This window comes from Sphingomonas sp. (assembly GCF_965200105.1).
Classification (GTDB): Bacteria; Pseudomonadota; Alphaproteobacteria; order Sphingomonadales; family Sphingomonadaceae; genus Solisphingomonas.
The window spans coordinates 1,952,617-1,968,660 of the sequence record NZ_CBDATN010000002.1 but is presented as its reverse complement, the minus strand read 5'-3'; the positions used below and the strand labels follow the sequence as shown (position 1 = coordinate 1,968,660).

Below are 16,044 nucleotides of genomic sequence, written 5' to 3'. Positions count from 1 at the left end.
TGAGGCGTGGTCTACAGGCGCAGCCGGGGGGTAGAAACGGGAAATCGCGCGTGTTCCGACCGTCTTCCGCCCTCGCCTGCGTGGCGCTCGCCTGCCTGTCCGCCCCCGCCGTCGCCAAGGATGATACGCCCGCATCGGGGCACGAGGCGACCGACAAGGCGAAGGACGCCGCCAAGACCGATATCGACCTGCCGCCGCTGCCCGCCGATCGCAGCATCAAGCAACAGGCCGTGATCGCCGGCAGGCGCATCGACTACAAGGCGACGGTGGGCACCATCCCGGTGCGCGACGACAAGGGCAAGACGATCGGCGAGGTGGTGTTCACCGCCTACACGGTCGCCGGGCGCACGCCCGCCGCGCGGCCCGTCACCTTTGCCTTCAACGGCGGGCCGGGTGCCGCGTCGGTCTACCTCAACCTCGGCGCGATCGGACCCAAGCGCGTCGAGTTCGGGCGGCAGGGTGACGCGCCGTCGGACCGGCCGATCCTCCGCGACAATCCGGTGAGCTGGCTCGACTTCACCGATCTCGTCTTCATCGATCCGATCGGCACCGGCTTCTCGCGCAGCCTCGTCGACAAGGAGCGCACCAAGAAGAGCTTCTACACCGCCAAGACCGACATCGAGTATCTCAGCCGCGTCGTGTACGACTGGCTGGCCAGGAACGGGCGGCTGACGTCGGCCAAGTATCTCGTCGGGGAGAGCTATGGCGGCTATCGCGTGCCGCGCCTCGCCTTCCAACTCCAGACGAAGCTTGGAGTCGGCATATCGGGCATCACCATGGTCTCGCCCTATCTCGATCCGCCGGCGATCGGCGAGGACGACGCGTTGTCGCCGCTGCCGTGGATGATCAACCTGCCGTCGATGGCGGCGGGCCAGTTCGAGCGGCAGGGCAAGCCGCTCGACATGGCGACGTTGGGCCCGGTCGAGCAGTACGCCCGTACCGACTTCGTGACGGACCTGCTCGCCGGGCCGCAGGACAAGGCGGCGACCGACCGTCTATCCGCCAAGGTGGCCGAATATACCGGCCTCGATCCCGCGCTCGTCCGCCGGCTGAACGGCCGCGTCGACGTCGACACCTATCTTCGCGAGATCCGCAGATCGACGGGCGAGGTCGGTTCGCGCTACGACTCGAACGTCACCGCCTTCGATCCCTTTCCGGCGAGCGCGACCAAGCAGTATCGCGATCCGCTGCTCGACACGCTGATCGCGCCGACGACGTCCGCGATGGTCGATTTCATCACCAACCAAGTCGGGTGGAAGGTGGACGCGCATTACGAGGCGCTCAGCGACGTCGTGAACGCCGACTGGGATCGCGACCAGAGCGACACGCCGGTATCCGATCTCCGGAAGGCGATCGCGATCGATCCCAGGATGGCGGTCACGATCGTCCACGGCTGGGACGACCTCTCCTGCCCCTACTTCGCCTCGCGGCTGATCGCGGCGCAGCTTCCGGGCTACGGGCGGGCGGATCGCGTCAACCTTCGCATGTACCCGGGTGGGCACATGTTCTACGCGCGGCCGGACAGCGGGGCGGCGCTCCGCCTCGACATGCTCGCCGCCTATAGGGCGTCGTGATGCGCGTCGTCCTCGCGCTCGCGCCGCTGCTCCTCGCCGCCACACCCGCGCCGATCACGCCCACCGAGATCTCGGCGACCGTGAAGGAGATCTCGTCGGACGCCTATCAGGGCCGCTCGCCCGGAACGCCGGGCGAGGCGCGGACGATCGCATATCTCGTCCGCAGGCTGAAGGCGATCGGGCTCCAGCCGGCGGCGCCGGGTGGCGGGTGGACGCAAGCGGTGCCGCTGATCCATGACGTCGCGGGCACGCCCCGCGCGCTGTCCGTCACGGCTGGCGGCAAGCCGGTGCCGATCGCGGTCGGCACCGACATAGCCCCCGGCACGGCGCGCGCGGCCGATCGCGTGCGCATCGAGGGCGCGCCGCTGGTCTTCGTCGGCTACGGCGTCGCCGCGCCCGAGCGGAAGTGGGACGACTTCAAGGGCGTGGACCTGAACGGCAAAATCGCCGTCTTCCTGGTCAACGATCCCGATTTCGCGGCGAAGCCCGGCGACGATGCTTTCGGTCGCTTCGGCGGCCAGGCGATGACGTATTACGGACGCTGGACGTACAAGTATGAAGAGGCCGCGCGGCGCGGCGCGATCGGCGCGCTGATCGTCCACGAGCCGGCGGCGGCGGGTTATGGCTGGAACGTCGCGGGGAACAGCGTGGGCGGCACCTACGCGCTGCCCGTCGGGCCGGGCGAGCCGCAGCCCGTCGCGCTTCAGAGCTGGATCAGCGGGCCGTTCGCGGAGCGGCTGTTCCGGGCGGCGGGGCTCGATCTCGCCGCGCTCGCCGTCAAGGCGCGAAGCGCGGGCTTCCGCCCCGTGCCGATCGGCGACGCGACGCTCTCGATCGACATGCCGGTGTCGTCCGAGCGGGTCGAGAGCCACAACGTGCTCGCCAAGCTGCCGGGCTCCGGCCATCCACAGGAAACCGTGCTCTACGGCGCGCATTGGGACGCCTACGGCGTCGGCAAGCCGGACGCGCGTGGCCGCACCATCCGTCCCGGCGCCAACGACGATGGCATTGGCGTCGCCGCGCTGCTGGCGCTCGGCAAGGCCTTCAAGGCCGGCCCCGCGCCCGATCGCACGATCGGCTTCGGCTTCTGGACCGCGGAGGAGCGCGGGCTGCTCGGCTCGGAATGGTACGCCCGCCACCCCGCCTTCCCGATCGCCGCCACCGTCGCCAACCTGACGATCGACATCCTCCAGACCGCCGGGCCCTCGCGCGACATCGTGCTGGTGGGCGCCGGGCAGGACAGCCTGGAGCGCGATCTGGCAGCGGCCGCCGCGCGCCAGGGCCGCACCGTCACCCCCGATGCCAAGCCCGAGCGCGGGCTCTTCTACCGCGCCGACCATTTCTCGCTCGCCAAGCGCGGCGTGCCGACGCTGCTTCTGATGGGCGCGGGCGGGGGCGTCGATCTCTTAAACGGCGGCCGCGCGGGCGGCGACAAGTGGGTGAGCGACTACACCGCGCACTGCTATCACCAGACCTGCGACCTTTGGTCGCCGGACTGGGATCTGCGCGGCGCGGTCGCCGACATAGAAGCGCTGCGGACGGTCGGCTGGAGTCTCGCCAACTCGCGCGCCTGGCCGACGTGGAACGACGGCAGCGAGTTCCGCGCCGCCCGCGAGGAGAGCGTGGCGCAACGGCGCTGACCCGAACGCGTCCCTCTCCGCTAGCCTCGTCACGCGCTTTGCGGCTAAGCGGGGCGGAAAGCTCGGGAGCTGCCCCTTGATCGAGACGCCGTCGGGCGCCGCCCGCCCCCTTCCCGCCACGAGACTGCTGCTGTTCGGCGCGACGGGCGACCTTTCCAAGCGCATGCTGCTGCCCTCGCTCTACGCGCTGCACGCCGAGAAGTTGATCGCGCCGGGCCTGCGCATCGTCGGCACCGCGCGCTCCGACCTCGACGACGACGCTTTCCGCGCGATCGCGGGGCAGGCGCTCGACACCTACCTGCCCGCCGACCTCAAGGACGACGAGACGATCGCCGCCTTCCTCGATCGCCTGCGCTACGTGGCGGTCGATGCGTCCGATCCGACCGGCTTCGCGTCGCTGGCGGAAGCGGTGGGCGCGGGCGAGGAGCAGCCGACCGCGATCTATCTCTCCACCGCGCCGTCGCTGTTCGGATCGACGATCGCGGGCCTCCAGGCCGCCGGCCTCGACGGGGCCAACGTCCGCATCGGGCTGGAGAAGCCGCTCGGCCACGATCTCGCCTCCTCGGCCGCGATCAACGACGCGGTGGCCGCCGCCTACACCGAGGAGCAGACCTTCCGGATCGACCATTATCTCGGCAAGGAAACGGTGCAGAACCTGCTGGCGCTGCGCTTCGGCAACAGGCTGTTCGAGCCGCTGTGGAACGCGGAAGGGATCGATCACGTCCAGATCACCGTGTCCGAGACGGTCGGCCTCGAAGGCCGCGTCTCCTATTATGACGGTGTCGGCGCGCTGCGTGACATGCTTCAGAACCACATGCTCCAGCTGCTCGCGCTGGTGGCGATGGAGGCCCCTGCGCGTTTTGGCCCGCGATCGGTGCGCGACGAGAAGGTGAAGGTGCTGCGCTCGCTCAGGCCCATAGACCGCGCGACGGCGGCCACCCACTCCGTCACGGGCCAGTATGGCGAGGGTGCCGTCGCGGGCAAGGCGGTGCCGGGCTACGCCGACGAGCTCGGCCGCGCATCCGCCACCGAGACGTTCGTCGCCGTGAAGGCGCATGTCGACAACTGGCGCTGGGCGGGCGTGCCTTTCTATCTCCGCACCGGCAAGCGGCTCCCCAACCGCCACTCGGAGATTTACATCCAATTCAGGCAGGTGCCGCATTCGATCTTCGGATCGCGCGGCGCGGTGCTGCAGTCCAACAAGCTGCTGATCCGCCTCCAGCCCGAGGAGAGCATCAGCCTCTACACCATGGCCAAGGAGCCGGGTCTCGATCGCGAGGGCATCCGCCTGCGCGAGGTGCCGCTGGACCTCTCGCTGACCACCGCCTTCGCGGGCTTCCGCAGGCGCATCGCTTACGAGCGGCTGCTGCTCGATCTGATCGAGGGTGATCCCACGCTGTTCGTCCGGCGGGACGAAGTGGAGGCGCAGTGGCAGTGGGTGGACGCCATCCGCGACGGCTGGGCGGCGGCCGGCGTGCAGCCTCGCCCCTATGCGGCGGGAACCTGGGGGCCCTCTGCCGCGATTGCGCTCACCGAACGTGACGGAGTGAGCTGGCATGATTGAGGCCGAGTGGTGGGATTATGAGGATGCGTCCGAGATGGCGGACGCCGTCGCCGGCGACATCGGCTTCATCGTGGAGAGCGCGCTCGACGCGCGCGGCGACTGCGTGCTGGCGCTGCCCGGCGGCAAGAGCCCGATCCCGATCTTCGAGAAGCTGAAGGCGGCCAAGCTCAACTGGAAGAAGGTGACGATCGTGCCCGGCGACGACCGGCTCGTCGACGTCACCGATCCGCTGTCCAACGCCAATCTGCTGGCCCGCCACTTCATGCCGCTGGGCGCGCGGGTGGTGCCGTTGACGGCGGGCAAGCTCGGCGTCCGGCAGGCGGGCGAGGCGGCCGACGCGCGGCTCGCGGACCTGCACTGGCCGCCCGACCTCGTCTGGCTGGGCATGGGCACGAACGGTCACACCGCGTCGATCTTCCACGGGCCCGACTTCGACGAGGCGCTGTCGTCCACCAAGCGCGCGGTCGGCGTCACCCCCGATCCGCTGCCGCCCGAGGCACCGGTGGCACGCGTGACGATGACACGCTCGGCGATCCTCTCGGCGCGCGCGCTGCTCGTTACGATCGAGGGCGACGAGAAGAAGCGCGTGCTGGAGGAGGCGATCGAGCAGGGCAACAAGTCCGAATACCCGATCGGCCGCGTGCTGGCCGACGCCGAGCAGCCGATCGACATCCACTGGGCGGCGGGTTGACGCGGCGTCCGGTGACACGCCGACCCTGTTCCGGCCCCGCCCTCGCCGCGGGTCCGATGCCTCGCCGGCACGCGCCCGCGCGTGTCCTGTCGTTGGCAGCGGGCCGGGTCCGGGGCCACGTGGGGAGATCGGCATGAGCATCCACGCTCATCCGCACGACCGGGACCATGTGCACCGCCACGATCATGGCCATCACCACCACGATCACGCCGCCGGCGCGTCGGCGGGGCGGATCGGCGTTGCGCTGGCGCTCAACCTCTCGGTGCTCGGGCTGGAGCTGGCCGGCGCCTGGGCCTTTTCCAGCCTCGCGCTGCTCTCGGACGCGGCGCACATGTTCACCGACGCGGCCGCGCTCGGCATCGCGCTCGCGGCGCTGCGGATCGCGCGCAAGCCGGCGGATGAGAAGCGCACCTTCGGCTATCGCCGCTTCGAGATCCTGGCAGCCGCGTTCAACGCCGTGCTGCTCTTCGTCGTCGCCGCAATCGTGCTGGTGGAAGGCGTCCGTCGCTTCCTGGAGCCGGAGCCGGTCCAGTCGTTGGGTATGATGGCGGTGGCCGCCGCCGGGCTCGTCGCCAACGTCGCGGCGATGGCCGTGCTGGCGGGCGGCCGCGGCGACAGCATGACGGTGCGCGGCGCCTATCTGGAGGTCTGGGCGGACGCGCTGGGCTCGCTCGGGGTGATCGCCGGCGCGGTGCTGATCCGCACGACGGGCGCGCTGTGGATCGATCCGCTGGTCGGCATCGGCATCGCGTTGTGGGTGCTGCCGCGCACCTGGGCGCTGCTCCGCGACACGACGCAGGTGCTGCTGGAAGGTGTGCCCGCCCGCCTGTCGCTCACCGAAGTGCGCGAGGCGCTGGCGGGCGCGCCCGGCGTCGCCGGCGTCCATGATCTCCACCTCTGGTCGCTGGCAGGCGACGACGCCAGCCTGACCGCGCACGTCGAGGTTGCGGACATCGCCGATGCCGAGCCGGTGTGCCGCAGCCTCACCGCCATGCTGGCCGAGCGCTTCGGCGTGCGCCACGTCACCTTGCAGACCGAGGCGGCGCCGTGCCGCGTCGACAACCTCCACCCATGATCCCGATGGCGAGCAAGGCGTACAAGATCCTGACGCGCGGGCAGTGGGCTGGTTGGCAGGCGGCGGGCATGTTCTCCGGCGCGCCCGTCGATCTCGCCGACGGATACATTCACCTGTCGGCAGCCGAGCAGGTGGCGGAGACACATGCCAAGTGGTTCGCCGGCCTGTCCGAGCTGATGCTGGTGGAGATCGACCTCGACGCGCTCGGCGATACCGTGCGCTGGGAGCCGGCGCGCGGCGGCGCGCTGTTCCCTCACGTCTACGGTCCGATCCCGTACGGCGCGGTGACGGATGCGCGGCCGATCGAGGATTAGGCGGCCTCCCACCTTTCCTCGTCCTCGCGCACACGCTCGGCGGAGGATACGGCATCCGCCGCGCGCAGCGCCGCGAGGATACGCATCAGATGGGCGAGGTCGCGCACCTCCAGGTCGATCAGGAAGGTGTGGAAGCTCCGGTCGCGGTGGATCAGCGACAGGTTGAGGATATTGGCCGCGTGCGCGCCGAGGATCCCCGCCATCGCGCCGAGCGAGCCGGGCTCGTTGCGCAGGATCAGGTGCAGCCGCGCAGTGCCCCCGTCCGATTCGCCCCAGGCGAGATCGGCCCACTCGGCATCGTCCCCCTCGCTCGCGAGGGCCGGGCAATCGATCGCGTGGACCTCTACCGGTGCGTCGGGCCGGCGCACGCCGACGATGCGGTCGCCCGGCACGGGATGGCAGCACTGCGCGAGCTGGAACGCGACGCCTGCCGTCAGGCCGCGGATCGAAACCGCATCGCGATGCGGCAGCGGGCGCGGCGGCGCGGCGCCGGAGCCGCGCACGCCGGGCATCAGCGCGTCGGCCACCGCCTCGTCGTCGACGGTTCGACGCGCGATCGCCTCCATCAGGGCGTCCTCGTTCGGCAGGTGCAACCGCCTGAGCGCCTCGCGCATCGCGCCGGCGCCGAGCGGCGCAGGCAGGCCCGCGACGATCTCGTCGTAGAATTTGCGGCCGAGCACGATCATCTCCTCGCGCTCCTTGTTGCGGACGAAGCGGCGGAGCGCGGCGCGGGCCTTGGCGGTGACGACGAAGCCCAGCCACTCGGGTTGCGGCTTCTGCCCGGCGGACTTGAGGATCTGCACCTGATCGCCGTTTGCGATCGGGTGACGCAGCGGCACCAGCCGGCCGTTGACCTTGGCGCCCACCGCCTGGTTGCCGAGCGCGGTATGCACAGCATAGGCGAAGTCGATCGGCGTCGCGCCCTTGGGAAGCTGGATGAGCTCGCCCGTCGGCGTGAAGGCGAAGATGCGATCCTGGTACATCGCCATCCGCGTATGCTCGAGCAGCTCCTCGGGGCTCTCGGCATGATCGAGGATCTCGACGAGGTCGCGGATCCAGCTCTCCTTGGTGCCGCCGGTGTCGGCGGGCGTGCCCTGCTTGTAGGCCCAGTGCGCGGCATAGCCATATTCGGCCTGCGCGTGCATCGCCTCCGATCGGATCTGCGTCTCCACCCGCGCCGTCTCCGAGTGGATGACGGCGGTGTGCAGCGAACGGTAGCCGTTGCGCTTGGGCGTGGAGACGTAATCCTTGAAGCGCCCCGGCACCATCGGCCAGCGCCCGTGGATCAGGCCCAGCGCGCGGTAGCATTGCTCGGTATCCGCGACGACGACGCGGAACGCCATGATGTCGGACAATTGCTCGAAGCTGATGTGGCGCTCGGTCATCTTGCGCCAGATCGAGTAGGGATGCTTCTCGCGCCCCGTCACCTCCGCTTGGATGCCGTGGCGGCCGAGCAGCAGCGTGATGCCCGACGAGATGCGCGCGATCCTGTCGCCGCTGTCGTCGCGCAGCAGCTCCAGCCGCCGCGTAATCGATTCATAGGCTTCGGGTTCGAGCTCGCGGAAGGCGAGCGTCTGCATCTCCTTCATGAACTCGTACATGCCCACCCGCTCGGCGAGCGGCGCGTAAATATCCATCGTCTCGCGCGCGATGCGTCGCCGCTTCTCGGGATTGGCGATGTGGTGGAGCGTGCGCATGTTGTGCAGCCGGTCGGCGAGCTTGACCAGCAGCACGCGGATGTCGTCCGACATGGCGAGCAGGAACTTGCGCAGGTTCTCCGCCGCGCGCTCGCTCTCGGACTGCGCCTCGATCTTCGAGAGCTTGGTGACGCCGTCGACCATGCGCGCCACGCGGGGCCCGAACAGCCGCTCTATCTCCTCGTAGGTGGCGACCGTGTCCTCGATCGTGTCGTGGAGGATCGCGGTCGCGATCGTCTCGTCGTCGAGGCGGAGGTCAGTGAGGATGCCGGCCACCTCGATCGGGTGGCTGAAATAGGGATCCCCCGACGCCCGCTTCTGCGTGCCGTGCGCCTTCAGCGAGAAGACATAGGCACGGTCGAGCAGCTCCTCGTCCGCGTCGGGGTCGTAGCGGCGTACCCGCTCGACCAGCTCATATTGCCTCATCACCACGCCATCATGTGGCGCGGGGGCAGGTCAGCGCAACCGCGAAGCGCGGCTATTCGTAGTCGGAACCGCTGTTCTGGTTGCGCGCCGGGGCGGCGGCGGTGAGGCGCAGCGCCTCCGCCGACTGGGCGAGCGAGCCCATCTCGTCGATCGCGTCGTCCTCGTCGATCTGGACGCGCTGCATTCCCGTGACGGCGGATTCGGAGAGCTGCATCGGCGTGACCGTCTCGTCGGCGATCTCGCGCAGCGCCACGACCGGATTTTTGTCGCGATCGCGGTCGATGGTCAGCTCCGCGCCGCCCGAGATCTGCCGCGCCCGGTGCGCGGCGAGCAGCACCAGATCGAAACGGTTCTCGATCTTGTCGACGCAATCCTCGACGGTGACGCGCGCCATAGGGGCTCCGTTTCTCGGGCTTGTCAGCAAATTGCCGGAAGCGCGCGCATCTAGCCGGGCACGACCGACAAGTCAAGAAAACGCGATCCTAGCTTCGGCTGGTCGTTAACATGCCTCAGCACCGATCTTTCTCGAAAGCGTATACGGATCCGAGGGAGAACTCCGCGCTCGCCGGGGTTATAACGCGACGGGAGCCCGACGATGTCCAAAGCCTTGAAGCCGCGCCGGCGCCGCAAGCCGGTCGCGCCATTCGCCAAGCCGCAACGGCGCCACATTGGATCTCGGTGGCTACCCGCTGGCATCGCCACCGCCGTCGCGGGTTGGTGGCTGCTCGATCGCTTGCGCGAGCCCGGCCTCACCGCCCGGACGCAGGAGCGGCTCCGCTCCACCGGGCGGATACGGGCATGACGATGCGCGTCCACCACCTCAATTGCGGCACCTGCTGCCCGGTCGGCGGAAGGCTGTTCGACGGCAAGAGCGACGGCGCGTTCGGCCACCTCGTCTGCCACTGCCTGCTGATCGAGACGGATGCCGGGCTGGTGCTGATCGACACCGGCTTCGGCCGCAAGGATATCGACCATCCCAAGCGCCGGCTCTCCCCCTTCTTCCTGACGCTCAACAACATACAACTCCGAAGCGAGGAGACGGCGCACGCGCAGGTGCGGCGCCTGGGCTTCGACCCGGCGGACGTACGCCACATTGTCGTCACCCACCTCGATTTCGATCATGCCGGCGGCATCGAGGATTTTCCGAACGCCACCGTCCACCTGACCGCCCGCGAGAAGGAGGTCGCCGACGTGCGCGACGGCGGGCTGTTCGTCGGCACGCGGCGCTACCGCCCGCAGCAGTGGAACGGCGTGGGCGACTGGCGGCTCTACCCCTTCGGAGGCGGCGAGCGCTGGTTCGGCTTCGACGCGGTGCGTGATCTCGACGGCTTGCCGCCGGAGATCCTGCTCGTCCCGTTGGCCGGACACACCTGGGGCCATGCCGGGGTCGCGGTGCGCTCAGGGGACGGCTGGCTGCTCCACGCCGCCGACGCCTATTTCCACCGGGGCGAGATCGGGTCCGAGCGTTACGCCTGCACGCCCGCCTTGCGCGGCTATCAGGCCCTGATGGAGGTGGATCGCCGCGCGCGGATCGACAACCAGCAGAGGCTGCGCGCTCTGTCGTTGGAGCATGGCGACGAGGTCCGCATCTTCTGCGCGCACGACGCGGTGGAGTTCGAGATTCTCGCCGGCGGGCCGGGCGCCGCCGTGCGGAAGCCCTTGCTCTAGCTTCGACCCGAGCCGACAGGCGCGAAACAGACGTGCGTGCATCAGGAGGCGAGTATGGCCGACGAGAAGGACACCGTTCACTACGATCACGCGACCGGCGGCTGGGGATCCTTGCGCGGCATCGCCGAGACCGCCCTCAGGGAACGGCCGACGCCCGGCGCGTTGAAGACGCTCTCGCGGCAGAACAAGCCCGGGGGCTTCATGTGCGTCTCCTGCGCCTGGTCCAAGCCCAAGAAGCCACACGTCGCCGAGTTCTGCGAGAACGGCGCCAAGGCGACGCTCTGGGAGCTGACCACGCGCCGCTGCACGCCCGATTTCTTCGCCGCGCACACGGTGAGCGAGCTGCGCGATTGGTCGGACTTCGATCTGGAGCAGCAGGGCCGGCTTACGCACCCGCTGCGCTACGACGCGGCGAGCGATCGCTACGTGCCCTGTTCGTGGGAGGACGCTTTCGCTGATATCGGCGCAGGCTTGAAGGCGATCGACCCCAAGCAGTCGGTGTTCTACGCCTCCGGCCGCGCCAGCCTTGAGACCTCGTACCTGTACGCGCTGTACGCGCGCGCTTACGGGCACAACAACCTGCCCGACAGCTCCAACATGTGCCACGAGACGACGAGCGTCGGCTTGAAGAAGGTGATCGGCTCGCCCGTCGGCACTTCGGTGCTCGCCGATTTCGAGCTGTGCGACGCGATCTTCTTCTTCGGGCAGAACACCGGCTCCAACTCGCCGCGCCTGCTCCACCCGTTGCAGGAAGCGGTGAAGCGCGGCTGCAAGATCGTCACCTTCAACCCCATCCGCGAGAAGGGGCTGGAGACGTTCAAGAACCCGCAAAACCCGATCGAGATGCTGACGCCGAAGGCGACGCAGATCTCCACGCTCTACCTGCAGGTGAAGGCGGGCGGCGACATCGCCGCGATCATGGGGATGATGAAGCACATCCTGGTCGTCGAGGAGAAGCGCTGGGCTGAGCAGCAGCAGCATGTCCTCGACGTCGATTTCATCGAGCAGCACACCGTCGGCTGGGACGAGGTGAAGGCGAAGATCGAGGCGACCGGCTGGGACGAGATCGAGCGCGAATCCGGCCTCGCGCGGCGTGACCTGGAGGAGGCGGCGGACGTCTATATTTCCGCGCACCGCACGATCTTCATGTACGGCATGGGGCTGACGCAGCAGGTCCACGGCTTCGAGAACCTCGCCACGCTCGTCAACATGGCGCTGATGAAGGGCAATATCGGCCGCGACGGCACCGGCGTCTCCCCCGTGCGCGGCCACTCCAACGTGCAGGGCCAGCGCACCGTCGGCATCTCCGAGAAGCCCGAGCTGGTGCCGCTCGACACCATCCAGCGGCTGTTCGGCTTCGATCCGCCGCGCACCAAGGGCCATAACACCGTCGAGTCCTGCGAGAAGATCCTGTCGGGCGATGTGAAGGCGTTCGTCGGCCTGGGCGGCAACTTCGTTCGCGCCATCCCGGAGCGCGAGGCGATGGAGGCGGCGTGGAGCCGGCTCGACCTCACCGTGCAGATCGCGACCAAGCTCAACCGCAGCCATCTCGTCCACGGCAAGGCATCCTACCTGCTGCCCTGCCTGGGGCGTTCCGAGCAGGACATGCAAGCGTCCGGCCCGCAGAAGGTGACGATGGAGGATTCGCTATCCTGCATCCACGGTTCGCTCGGCACCAACACGCCCGCCAGCGAGCATCTGCTGTCAGAGCTCGCGATCGTCTCCGGGATGGCCAAGGCGACGCTCGCCCCCAACCCGAAGCTCAAGTGGGACGAGTGGACGGATAATTACGACAATGTCCGCGACCTCATCCAGGCGACCTACCCAGACGAATTCGCGGATTTCAACGAGCGCGTGTTCACGCCCGGCGGCTTCTATCGCGGCAACCCGGCGCGCGAGCGCATCTGGAAGACCGAGAGCAAGAAGGCGCATTTCACTGTGCCCAAGACGATGACCGCCTGGGGCAGCGAGGACGCGGAGGGCCGCTGGCGGCTGATGACGATCCGCTCAAACGACCAGTTCAACACCACCATCTACGGCTATTCGGACCGGCTGCGCGGCATCGAGGGCACGCGCGACGTGCTGCTGATGAACCCGGAGGACATCGCGCGCACCGGGCTCGTCGCCGGGCAGACGGTCGGGCTGCGCTCGGACGCCGGCGACGACGTGCATCGCGAGGTCGGCGGGCTCAAGGTGACGCCCTTCCTGCTGCCCACCGGCTGCATCGCGGGCTACTACCCGGAACTCAACCCGCTGATTCCGCTGTGGTGGCATGACGAGGAGTCGAAGACGCCGGCAGCCAAGGCGGTGCCGGTGCGGATCGTGGCGTGACGTGACGGCGGGCGCGCCGCTGTTGCAGCCGGGCTGGCGCGAAGGCGTGAGGCCGGCGAACGGCGTGAACCTGCACGTCGTCGAGGCCGGTCGCGAGGGCGATCCGCTGCTGATCCTCCTCCACGGCTTTCCGGAGTTCTGGTGGGCTTGGCGCCACCAGATCACGCCGCTGGCGGCAGCCGGCTACCACGTCGTGGTGCCCGACATGCGCGGCTATAATCTGAGCGATAAGCCGGACGGGCTCGCCGCCTACACGCTCGATGTGCTGGCCGCCGACGTGATCGGCCTCGCCGACGCGTTCGGGGCGGCGCGCGTCCACCTCGTCGGCCATGACTGGGGTGCGGTGATCGGCTGGTGGGTCGCCGCCCGCCACGCCGACCGGCTGGAGCGCGTCGTGCTGATGAACGGGCCGCATCCGGACGTGTGGGCCCGCCAAGCACTCAAGCATCCGACGCAGGCGCTGCGCAGCACCTACGTCGCGTTCTTCCAGCTCCCCTGGCTGCCCGAGGCGACGCTCGGCGGCTTCGACTTCGCCGGGCTCAAGGCGATGATGCAGGCGAGTGCGCGCGCCGGCAGCTTCGAGCCGCACGCGCTCGATCGCTATGCCGAGGCGTGGGCGCGGCCCGGGGCGCTCACCGCCATGCTCAACTATTATCGTGCGCTCCGCGAACGGCCGAGAAGCGGCGGGCCCGCACGGCTCTCGCCCGAGACGCTGATCCTGTGGGCGGCGGACGATCGCTTCCTGGAACGCCACGTCGCCGAGGCGGGGCTCGCGCTGTGCGATCGCGGGCGGCTGGAGTTCGTGGAAGACGCGACACACTGGCTGCACATCGAGCAGCCGGATCGGATCAACGCGCGCATCCTGCGTTTCCTCGAAAGCGGCGCCTGAGCGTCACGTCCAGTAGAGGATGCGCGCCTCCGGCAGCCGCTCGCCGATCTCCGCCTCGAAGAAGACCTTGAGCGCGCGCATCGTGTCCGCGTCGTAGACCTGCTTCTCTGCGCCGAACTTGGTGCGCTTGGTGGCGCGGCCGGCGCCGCTCATGTCCAGCCGCGATCCCGGATACCAGCTCTCCAGCACCGCCTTGGAGCCGGGATTGTAGCGGTGCGTGATGAGCTCGACGGTGAGATCGAGCCCGGCGATGCCGGCGAGGACGGCGGCGGCCTGCGCGATCAGCGCGCCATAGGCCTCGCGCCAGCCCTCGGCGGCGATGATCGGCGCGATCGTCAGCCCGACCGGGTAGCCCGCTCGGGCGATCCGGCCGAGGGCGGCGAGCCGCTCCGCGACCGGATCGGTGCCCGCCTCGAAGCGAGCATAGGCAGCCGGGTTCACCGAAGCGCGCATCCGCGTGCGACCGTGATGCGCGAGCGGGAGCAGCGGCCCCACGTCCGCGAACTTGCTGGTAAAGCGGAGCTGCACCGCCTCGTTCCAGCCGCCGAAGTGCGCGATCGTCGCGGCGAGGCTGCCGGTGACGGGCTCGATCGCCAGCGGATCGGTGTAGCAGCTCGCCTCGAAGGTGGTGCCCTCGTGCGCGCGGACGCGGCTGCGCGAGGTGATGCGGCCGGTGCCGAGATAGGCCGGGAGCGCGGCCAGGATCTCGTCGAGATTAGCGTAGGCGCGGGTGATCGGCGGCCCCTTCAGCGACCCCGCGAGGTAGCAATAGGCGCAGTGCGCGGGGCAACCCTCCGCAAGATCGACGCGCCAATCGGCGCTGGGCGCGATCGGCTGCAGCCTGAGCTTGGAGGGCGGGGCGACCGTCACCGCCAGCGTCTCCTTGGCCTGTCGATAGGCGCGGCGCGGATCCTCCGGCAGGTCGAGCGTAACGCGGTCGCCGGCAAGCTCGACCACGTCGAGCCCGAGCGCCGCCGCCCGCTCCGCCATGGCGAGGCCGTGCGCGTGCCCGCGCGCCGCGCGCGTCAGCAACAGCCGGCGCGGCAGGCCGCGCGGCCGGCGGGCGATCGCCCGCGCGTCAGCGGCGGGCACGGCCGAGCGCGACGCCCGCCAGGGCGAGCGCGGCCACGCTAGCGATCGCCACCCCCACGCGGCGCTTGGCGGGATCGCGGCGCCCGCCGTCGATGCCGCTCGCCCCCGGCGGATCGAACAGCGTACCCGGCGTGTCGCCGGCGCGTTCGCCATGCTTCTCCCACACGTCCATGAACCCGTTCATCACCGCCGCGCCGAGGTTCGGCGTCAGCGCCTGCGCGAGCACCAAGGCAGGGGCGGGCGCGCCGACCACCGTGGTGTCGCGCGGACGGCGCGTGAGGCGCGCCACCGCCTTCGCCACCGTCTCGGGCGCGAGCGCGCCGGGCGGCAGCGACAGCCGCTTGCCCGACCAGTTGCCGGCATGATCGACGCCAGGCGTATCGACGAAGGTGGGATAGACGTCGCAGACGTGGATTTGAGGATGCTTGGACAGCTCGCCGCGCAGCGCTTGGCTGAAGCCGCGCAGCCCGAACTTGCTCGCCGAGTAGGCGGCGGCGTGCGGCGTCGCGACGAAGCCGCCGACCGAGATCATGTTCACCCAGGTGCCGTGGCCCTGGCCCAGGAAGATCGGCACGACGGCGTGCGCGTCGTTCATGTGGCCCACCAGATTGGCCACGACGACGCGCGCGTGGACATCCGCCGGCACCTCATGAAAGCGGCCGACGACGCCGACGCCGACGTTGCTGAACCACAGGTCGATGCCGCCGAGCGCCGCCTGCGCCGCCTCCGCCAGCGCTGCCGACGCGCCGGGCTCGACGATGTCGGCGACGTGGACGTGCGCCTCGCCGCCCGCCGCCCGGCAGCGCGCCGCGACGTCGTCGAGCCCGTCCGCGCCGCGCGCCGCGAGCATCAGCCGTCCGCCGTTGCGCGCGAAGGCGATGGCGGTGGCGGCGCCGATGCCGCTCGACGCGCCGGTGATGACGATGCGCAGGTCCTGCCGTCCGCCCATGGAAGCCTCTCATACGATGCGATGCCGCCACAACGCACAAGCGGGATCAGGGCCGGCATCGGATGTTACTCCGCCGGCAAATAAGGGCGGGAGCCCGAACGCCGCCGGAACGGCGCCCGCCACGGCTCGTTCGC

At 69.7% G+C, this 16,044-nt stretch carries 14 protein-coding genes; 10 read left to right on the top strand and 4 right to left on the bottom strand.

All coding sequences use genetic code 11. The features are described from left to right. Positions 1-50 precede the first annotated feature (50 nt). The 6 genes from ACOFKX_RS11170 to ACOFKX_RS11145 all read left to right on the top strand — a co-directional run bounded on the left by ACOFKX_RS11170 (position 51) and on the right by ACOFKX_RS11145 (position 6,858). On the top strand, positions 51-1,574 hold the full coding sequence (locus tag ACOFKX_RS11170) for a S10 family peptidase (protein WP_419827054.1): 1,524 nt from the start codon (positions 51-53) through the stop codon (positions 1,572-1,574). Further along, entirely contained in the window at positions 1,574-3,214 is a 1,641-nt protein-coding gene (locus ACOFKX_RS11165) for a M28 family peptidase (protein ID WP_419827053.1), read from the top strand. The genes ACOFKX_RS11170 and ACOFKX_RS11165 overlap by 1 nt, the downstream gene beginning before the upstream one ends. 76 nt (positions 3,215-3,290) lie before the next feature. Continuing rightward, positions 3,291-4,778, top strand: coding sequence for a glucose-6-phosphate dehydrogenase (gene zwf, locus ACOFKX_RS11160; protein ID WP_419827052.1), 1,488 nt, complete (start codon positions 3,291-3,293; stop codon positions 4,776-4,778). Next, positions 4,771-5,469, top strand: a complete 699-nt coding sequence (gene pgl, locus ACOFKX_RS11155; protein WP_419827051.1) for a 6-phosphogluconolactonase — start codon at positions 4,771-4,773, stop codon at positions 5,467-5,469. Before zwf ends, pgl begins: the two co-directional genes overlap by 8 nt. Positions 5,470-5,602: 133 nt before the next feature. Continuing rightward, positions 5,603-6,544, top strand: a complete 942-nt coding sequence (locus tag ACOFKX_RS11150; RefSeq protein WP_419827050.1) for a cation diffusion facilitator family transporter — start codon at positions 5,603-5,605, stop codon at positions 6,542-6,544. A 5-nt stretch (positions 6,545-6,549) separates the two neighbouring features. Then, positions 6,550-6,858, top strand: coding sequence for a DUF952 domain-containing protein (locus ACOFKX_RS11145; RefSeq protein ID WP_419827049.1), 309 nt, complete (start codon positions 6,550-6,552; stop codon positions 6,856-6,858). On the opposite strand, the gene ACOFKX_RS11140 is transcribed toward ACOFKX_RS11145, so the two are convergent. Both ACOFKX_RS11140 and rpoZ read right to left on the bottom strand, forming a co-directional pair. Beyond that, entirely contained in the window at positions 6,855-8,984 is a 2,130-nt protein-coding gene (locus ACOFKX_RS11140) for a RelA/SpoT family protein (RefSeq protein WP_419827048.1), read from the bottom strand. The genes ACOFKX_RS11145 and ACOFKX_RS11140 overlap by 4 nt on opposite strands. 49 nt (positions 8,985-9,033) lie before the next feature. Beyond that, a complete protein-coding gene (gene rpoZ, locus ACOFKX_RS11135) occupies positions 9,034-9,375 on the bottom strand; it encodes a DNA-directed RNA polymerase subunit omega (RefSeq protein WP_419827047.1) in 342 nt (113 codons plus the stop codon). Positions 9,376-9,576: 201 nt separating this feature from the next. On the opposite strand from rpoZ, the gene ACOFKX_RS11130 reads away from it, so the two are divergent. From ACOFKX_RS11130 to ACOFKX_RS11115, 4 genes are read left to right on the top strand one after another with little or no spacing between them, the layout of a single operon-like run. Then, positions 9,577-9,783, top strand: coding sequence for a hypothetical protein (locus ACOFKX_RS11130; protein ID WP_419827046.1), 207 nt, complete (start codon positions 9,577-9,579; stop codon positions 9,781-9,783). After that, the gene (locus ACOFKX_RS11125) at positions 9,780-10,649 is read left to right on the top strand and encodes an MBL fold metallo-hydrolase (protein WP_419827045.1); all 870 of its coding nucleotides are present in this window, start codon (positions 9,780-9,782) and stop codon (positions 10,647-10,649) included. Before ACOFKX_RS11130 ends, ACOFKX_RS11125 begins: the two co-directional genes overlap by 4 nt. A 54-nt stretch (positions 10,650-10,703) precedes the next feature. Next, entirely contained in the window at positions 10,704-12,980 is a 2,277-nt protein-coding gene (locus ACOFKX_RS11120) for an FdhF/YdeP family oxidoreductase (RefSeq protein WP_419827044.1), read from the top strand. 1 nt (position 12,981) lies between these two features. Further along, positions 12,982-13,869, top strand: coding sequence for an alpha/beta fold hydrolase (locus ACOFKX_RS11115; RefSeq protein ID WP_419827043.1), 888 nt, complete (start codon positions 12,982-12,984; stop codon positions 13,867-13,869). A 3-nt stretch (positions 13,870-13,872) separates the two neighbouring features. Here ACOFKX_RS11115 and ACOFKX_RS11110 read toward each other — a convergent pair whose 3' ends face one another. Continuing rightward, complete coding sequence (locus ACOFKX_RS11110) at positions 13,873-14,961, bottom strand: radical SAM protein (protein WP_419827042.1); 1,089 nt, start codon at positions 14,959-14,961, stop codon at positions 13,873-13,875. After that, the gene (locus tag ACOFKX_RS11105) at positions 14,948-15,910 is read right to left on the bottom strand and encodes an SDR family oxidoreductase (RefSeq protein WP_419827041.1); all 963 of its coding nucleotides are present in this window, start codon (positions 15,908-15,910) and stop codon (positions 14,948-14,950) included. Before ACOFKX_RS11105 ends, ACOFKX_RS11110 begins: the two co-directional genes overlap by 14 nt. Positions 15,911-16,044: the final 134 nt, after the last annotated feature.

What these genes read in the sequence shown, in the direction of transcription:
- ACOFKX_RS11165 (WP_419827053.1), top strand. Translation starts at nt 1,574, where the DNA reads ATGCGCGTCGTCCTCGCGCTCGCGCCGCTGCTCCTCGCCGCCACACCC.
- pgl (WP_419827051.1), top strand. Translation starts at nt 4,771, where the DNA reads ATGATTGAGGCCGAGTGGTGGGATTATGAGGATGCGTCCGAGATGGCG.
- ACOFKX_RS11150 (WP_419827050.1), top strand. Translation starts at nt 5,603, where the DNA reads ATGAGCATCCACGCTCATCCGCACGACCGGGACCATGTGCACCGCCAC.
- ACOFKX_RS11145 (WP_419827049.1), top strand. Translation starts at nt 6,550, where the DNA reads ATGGCGAGCAAGGCGTACAAGATCCTGACGCGCGGGCAGTGGGCTGGT.
- rpoZ (WP_419827047.1), bottom strand. Translation starts at nt 9,375, where the DNA reads ATGGCGCGCGTCACCGTCGAGGATTGCGTCGACAAGATCGAGAACCGT.
- ACOFKX_RS11130 (WP_419827046.1), top strand. Translation starts at nt 9,577, where the DNA reads ATGTCCAAAGCCTTGAAGCCGCGCCGGCGCCGCAAGCCGGTCGCGCCA.
- ACOFKX_RS11125 (WP_419827045.1), top strand. Translation starts at nt 9,780, where the DNA reads ATGACGATGCGCGTCCACCACCTCAATTGCGGCACCTGCTGCCCGGTC.
- ACOFKX_RS11120 (WP_419827044.1), top strand. Translation starts at nt 10,704, where the DNA reads ATGGCCGACGAGAAGGACACCGTTCACTACGATCACGCGACCGGCGGC.
- ACOFKX_RS11105 (WP_419827041.1), bottom strand. Translation starts at nt 15,910, where the DNA reads ATGGGCGGACGGCAGGACCTGCGCATCGTCATCACCGGCGCGTCGAGC.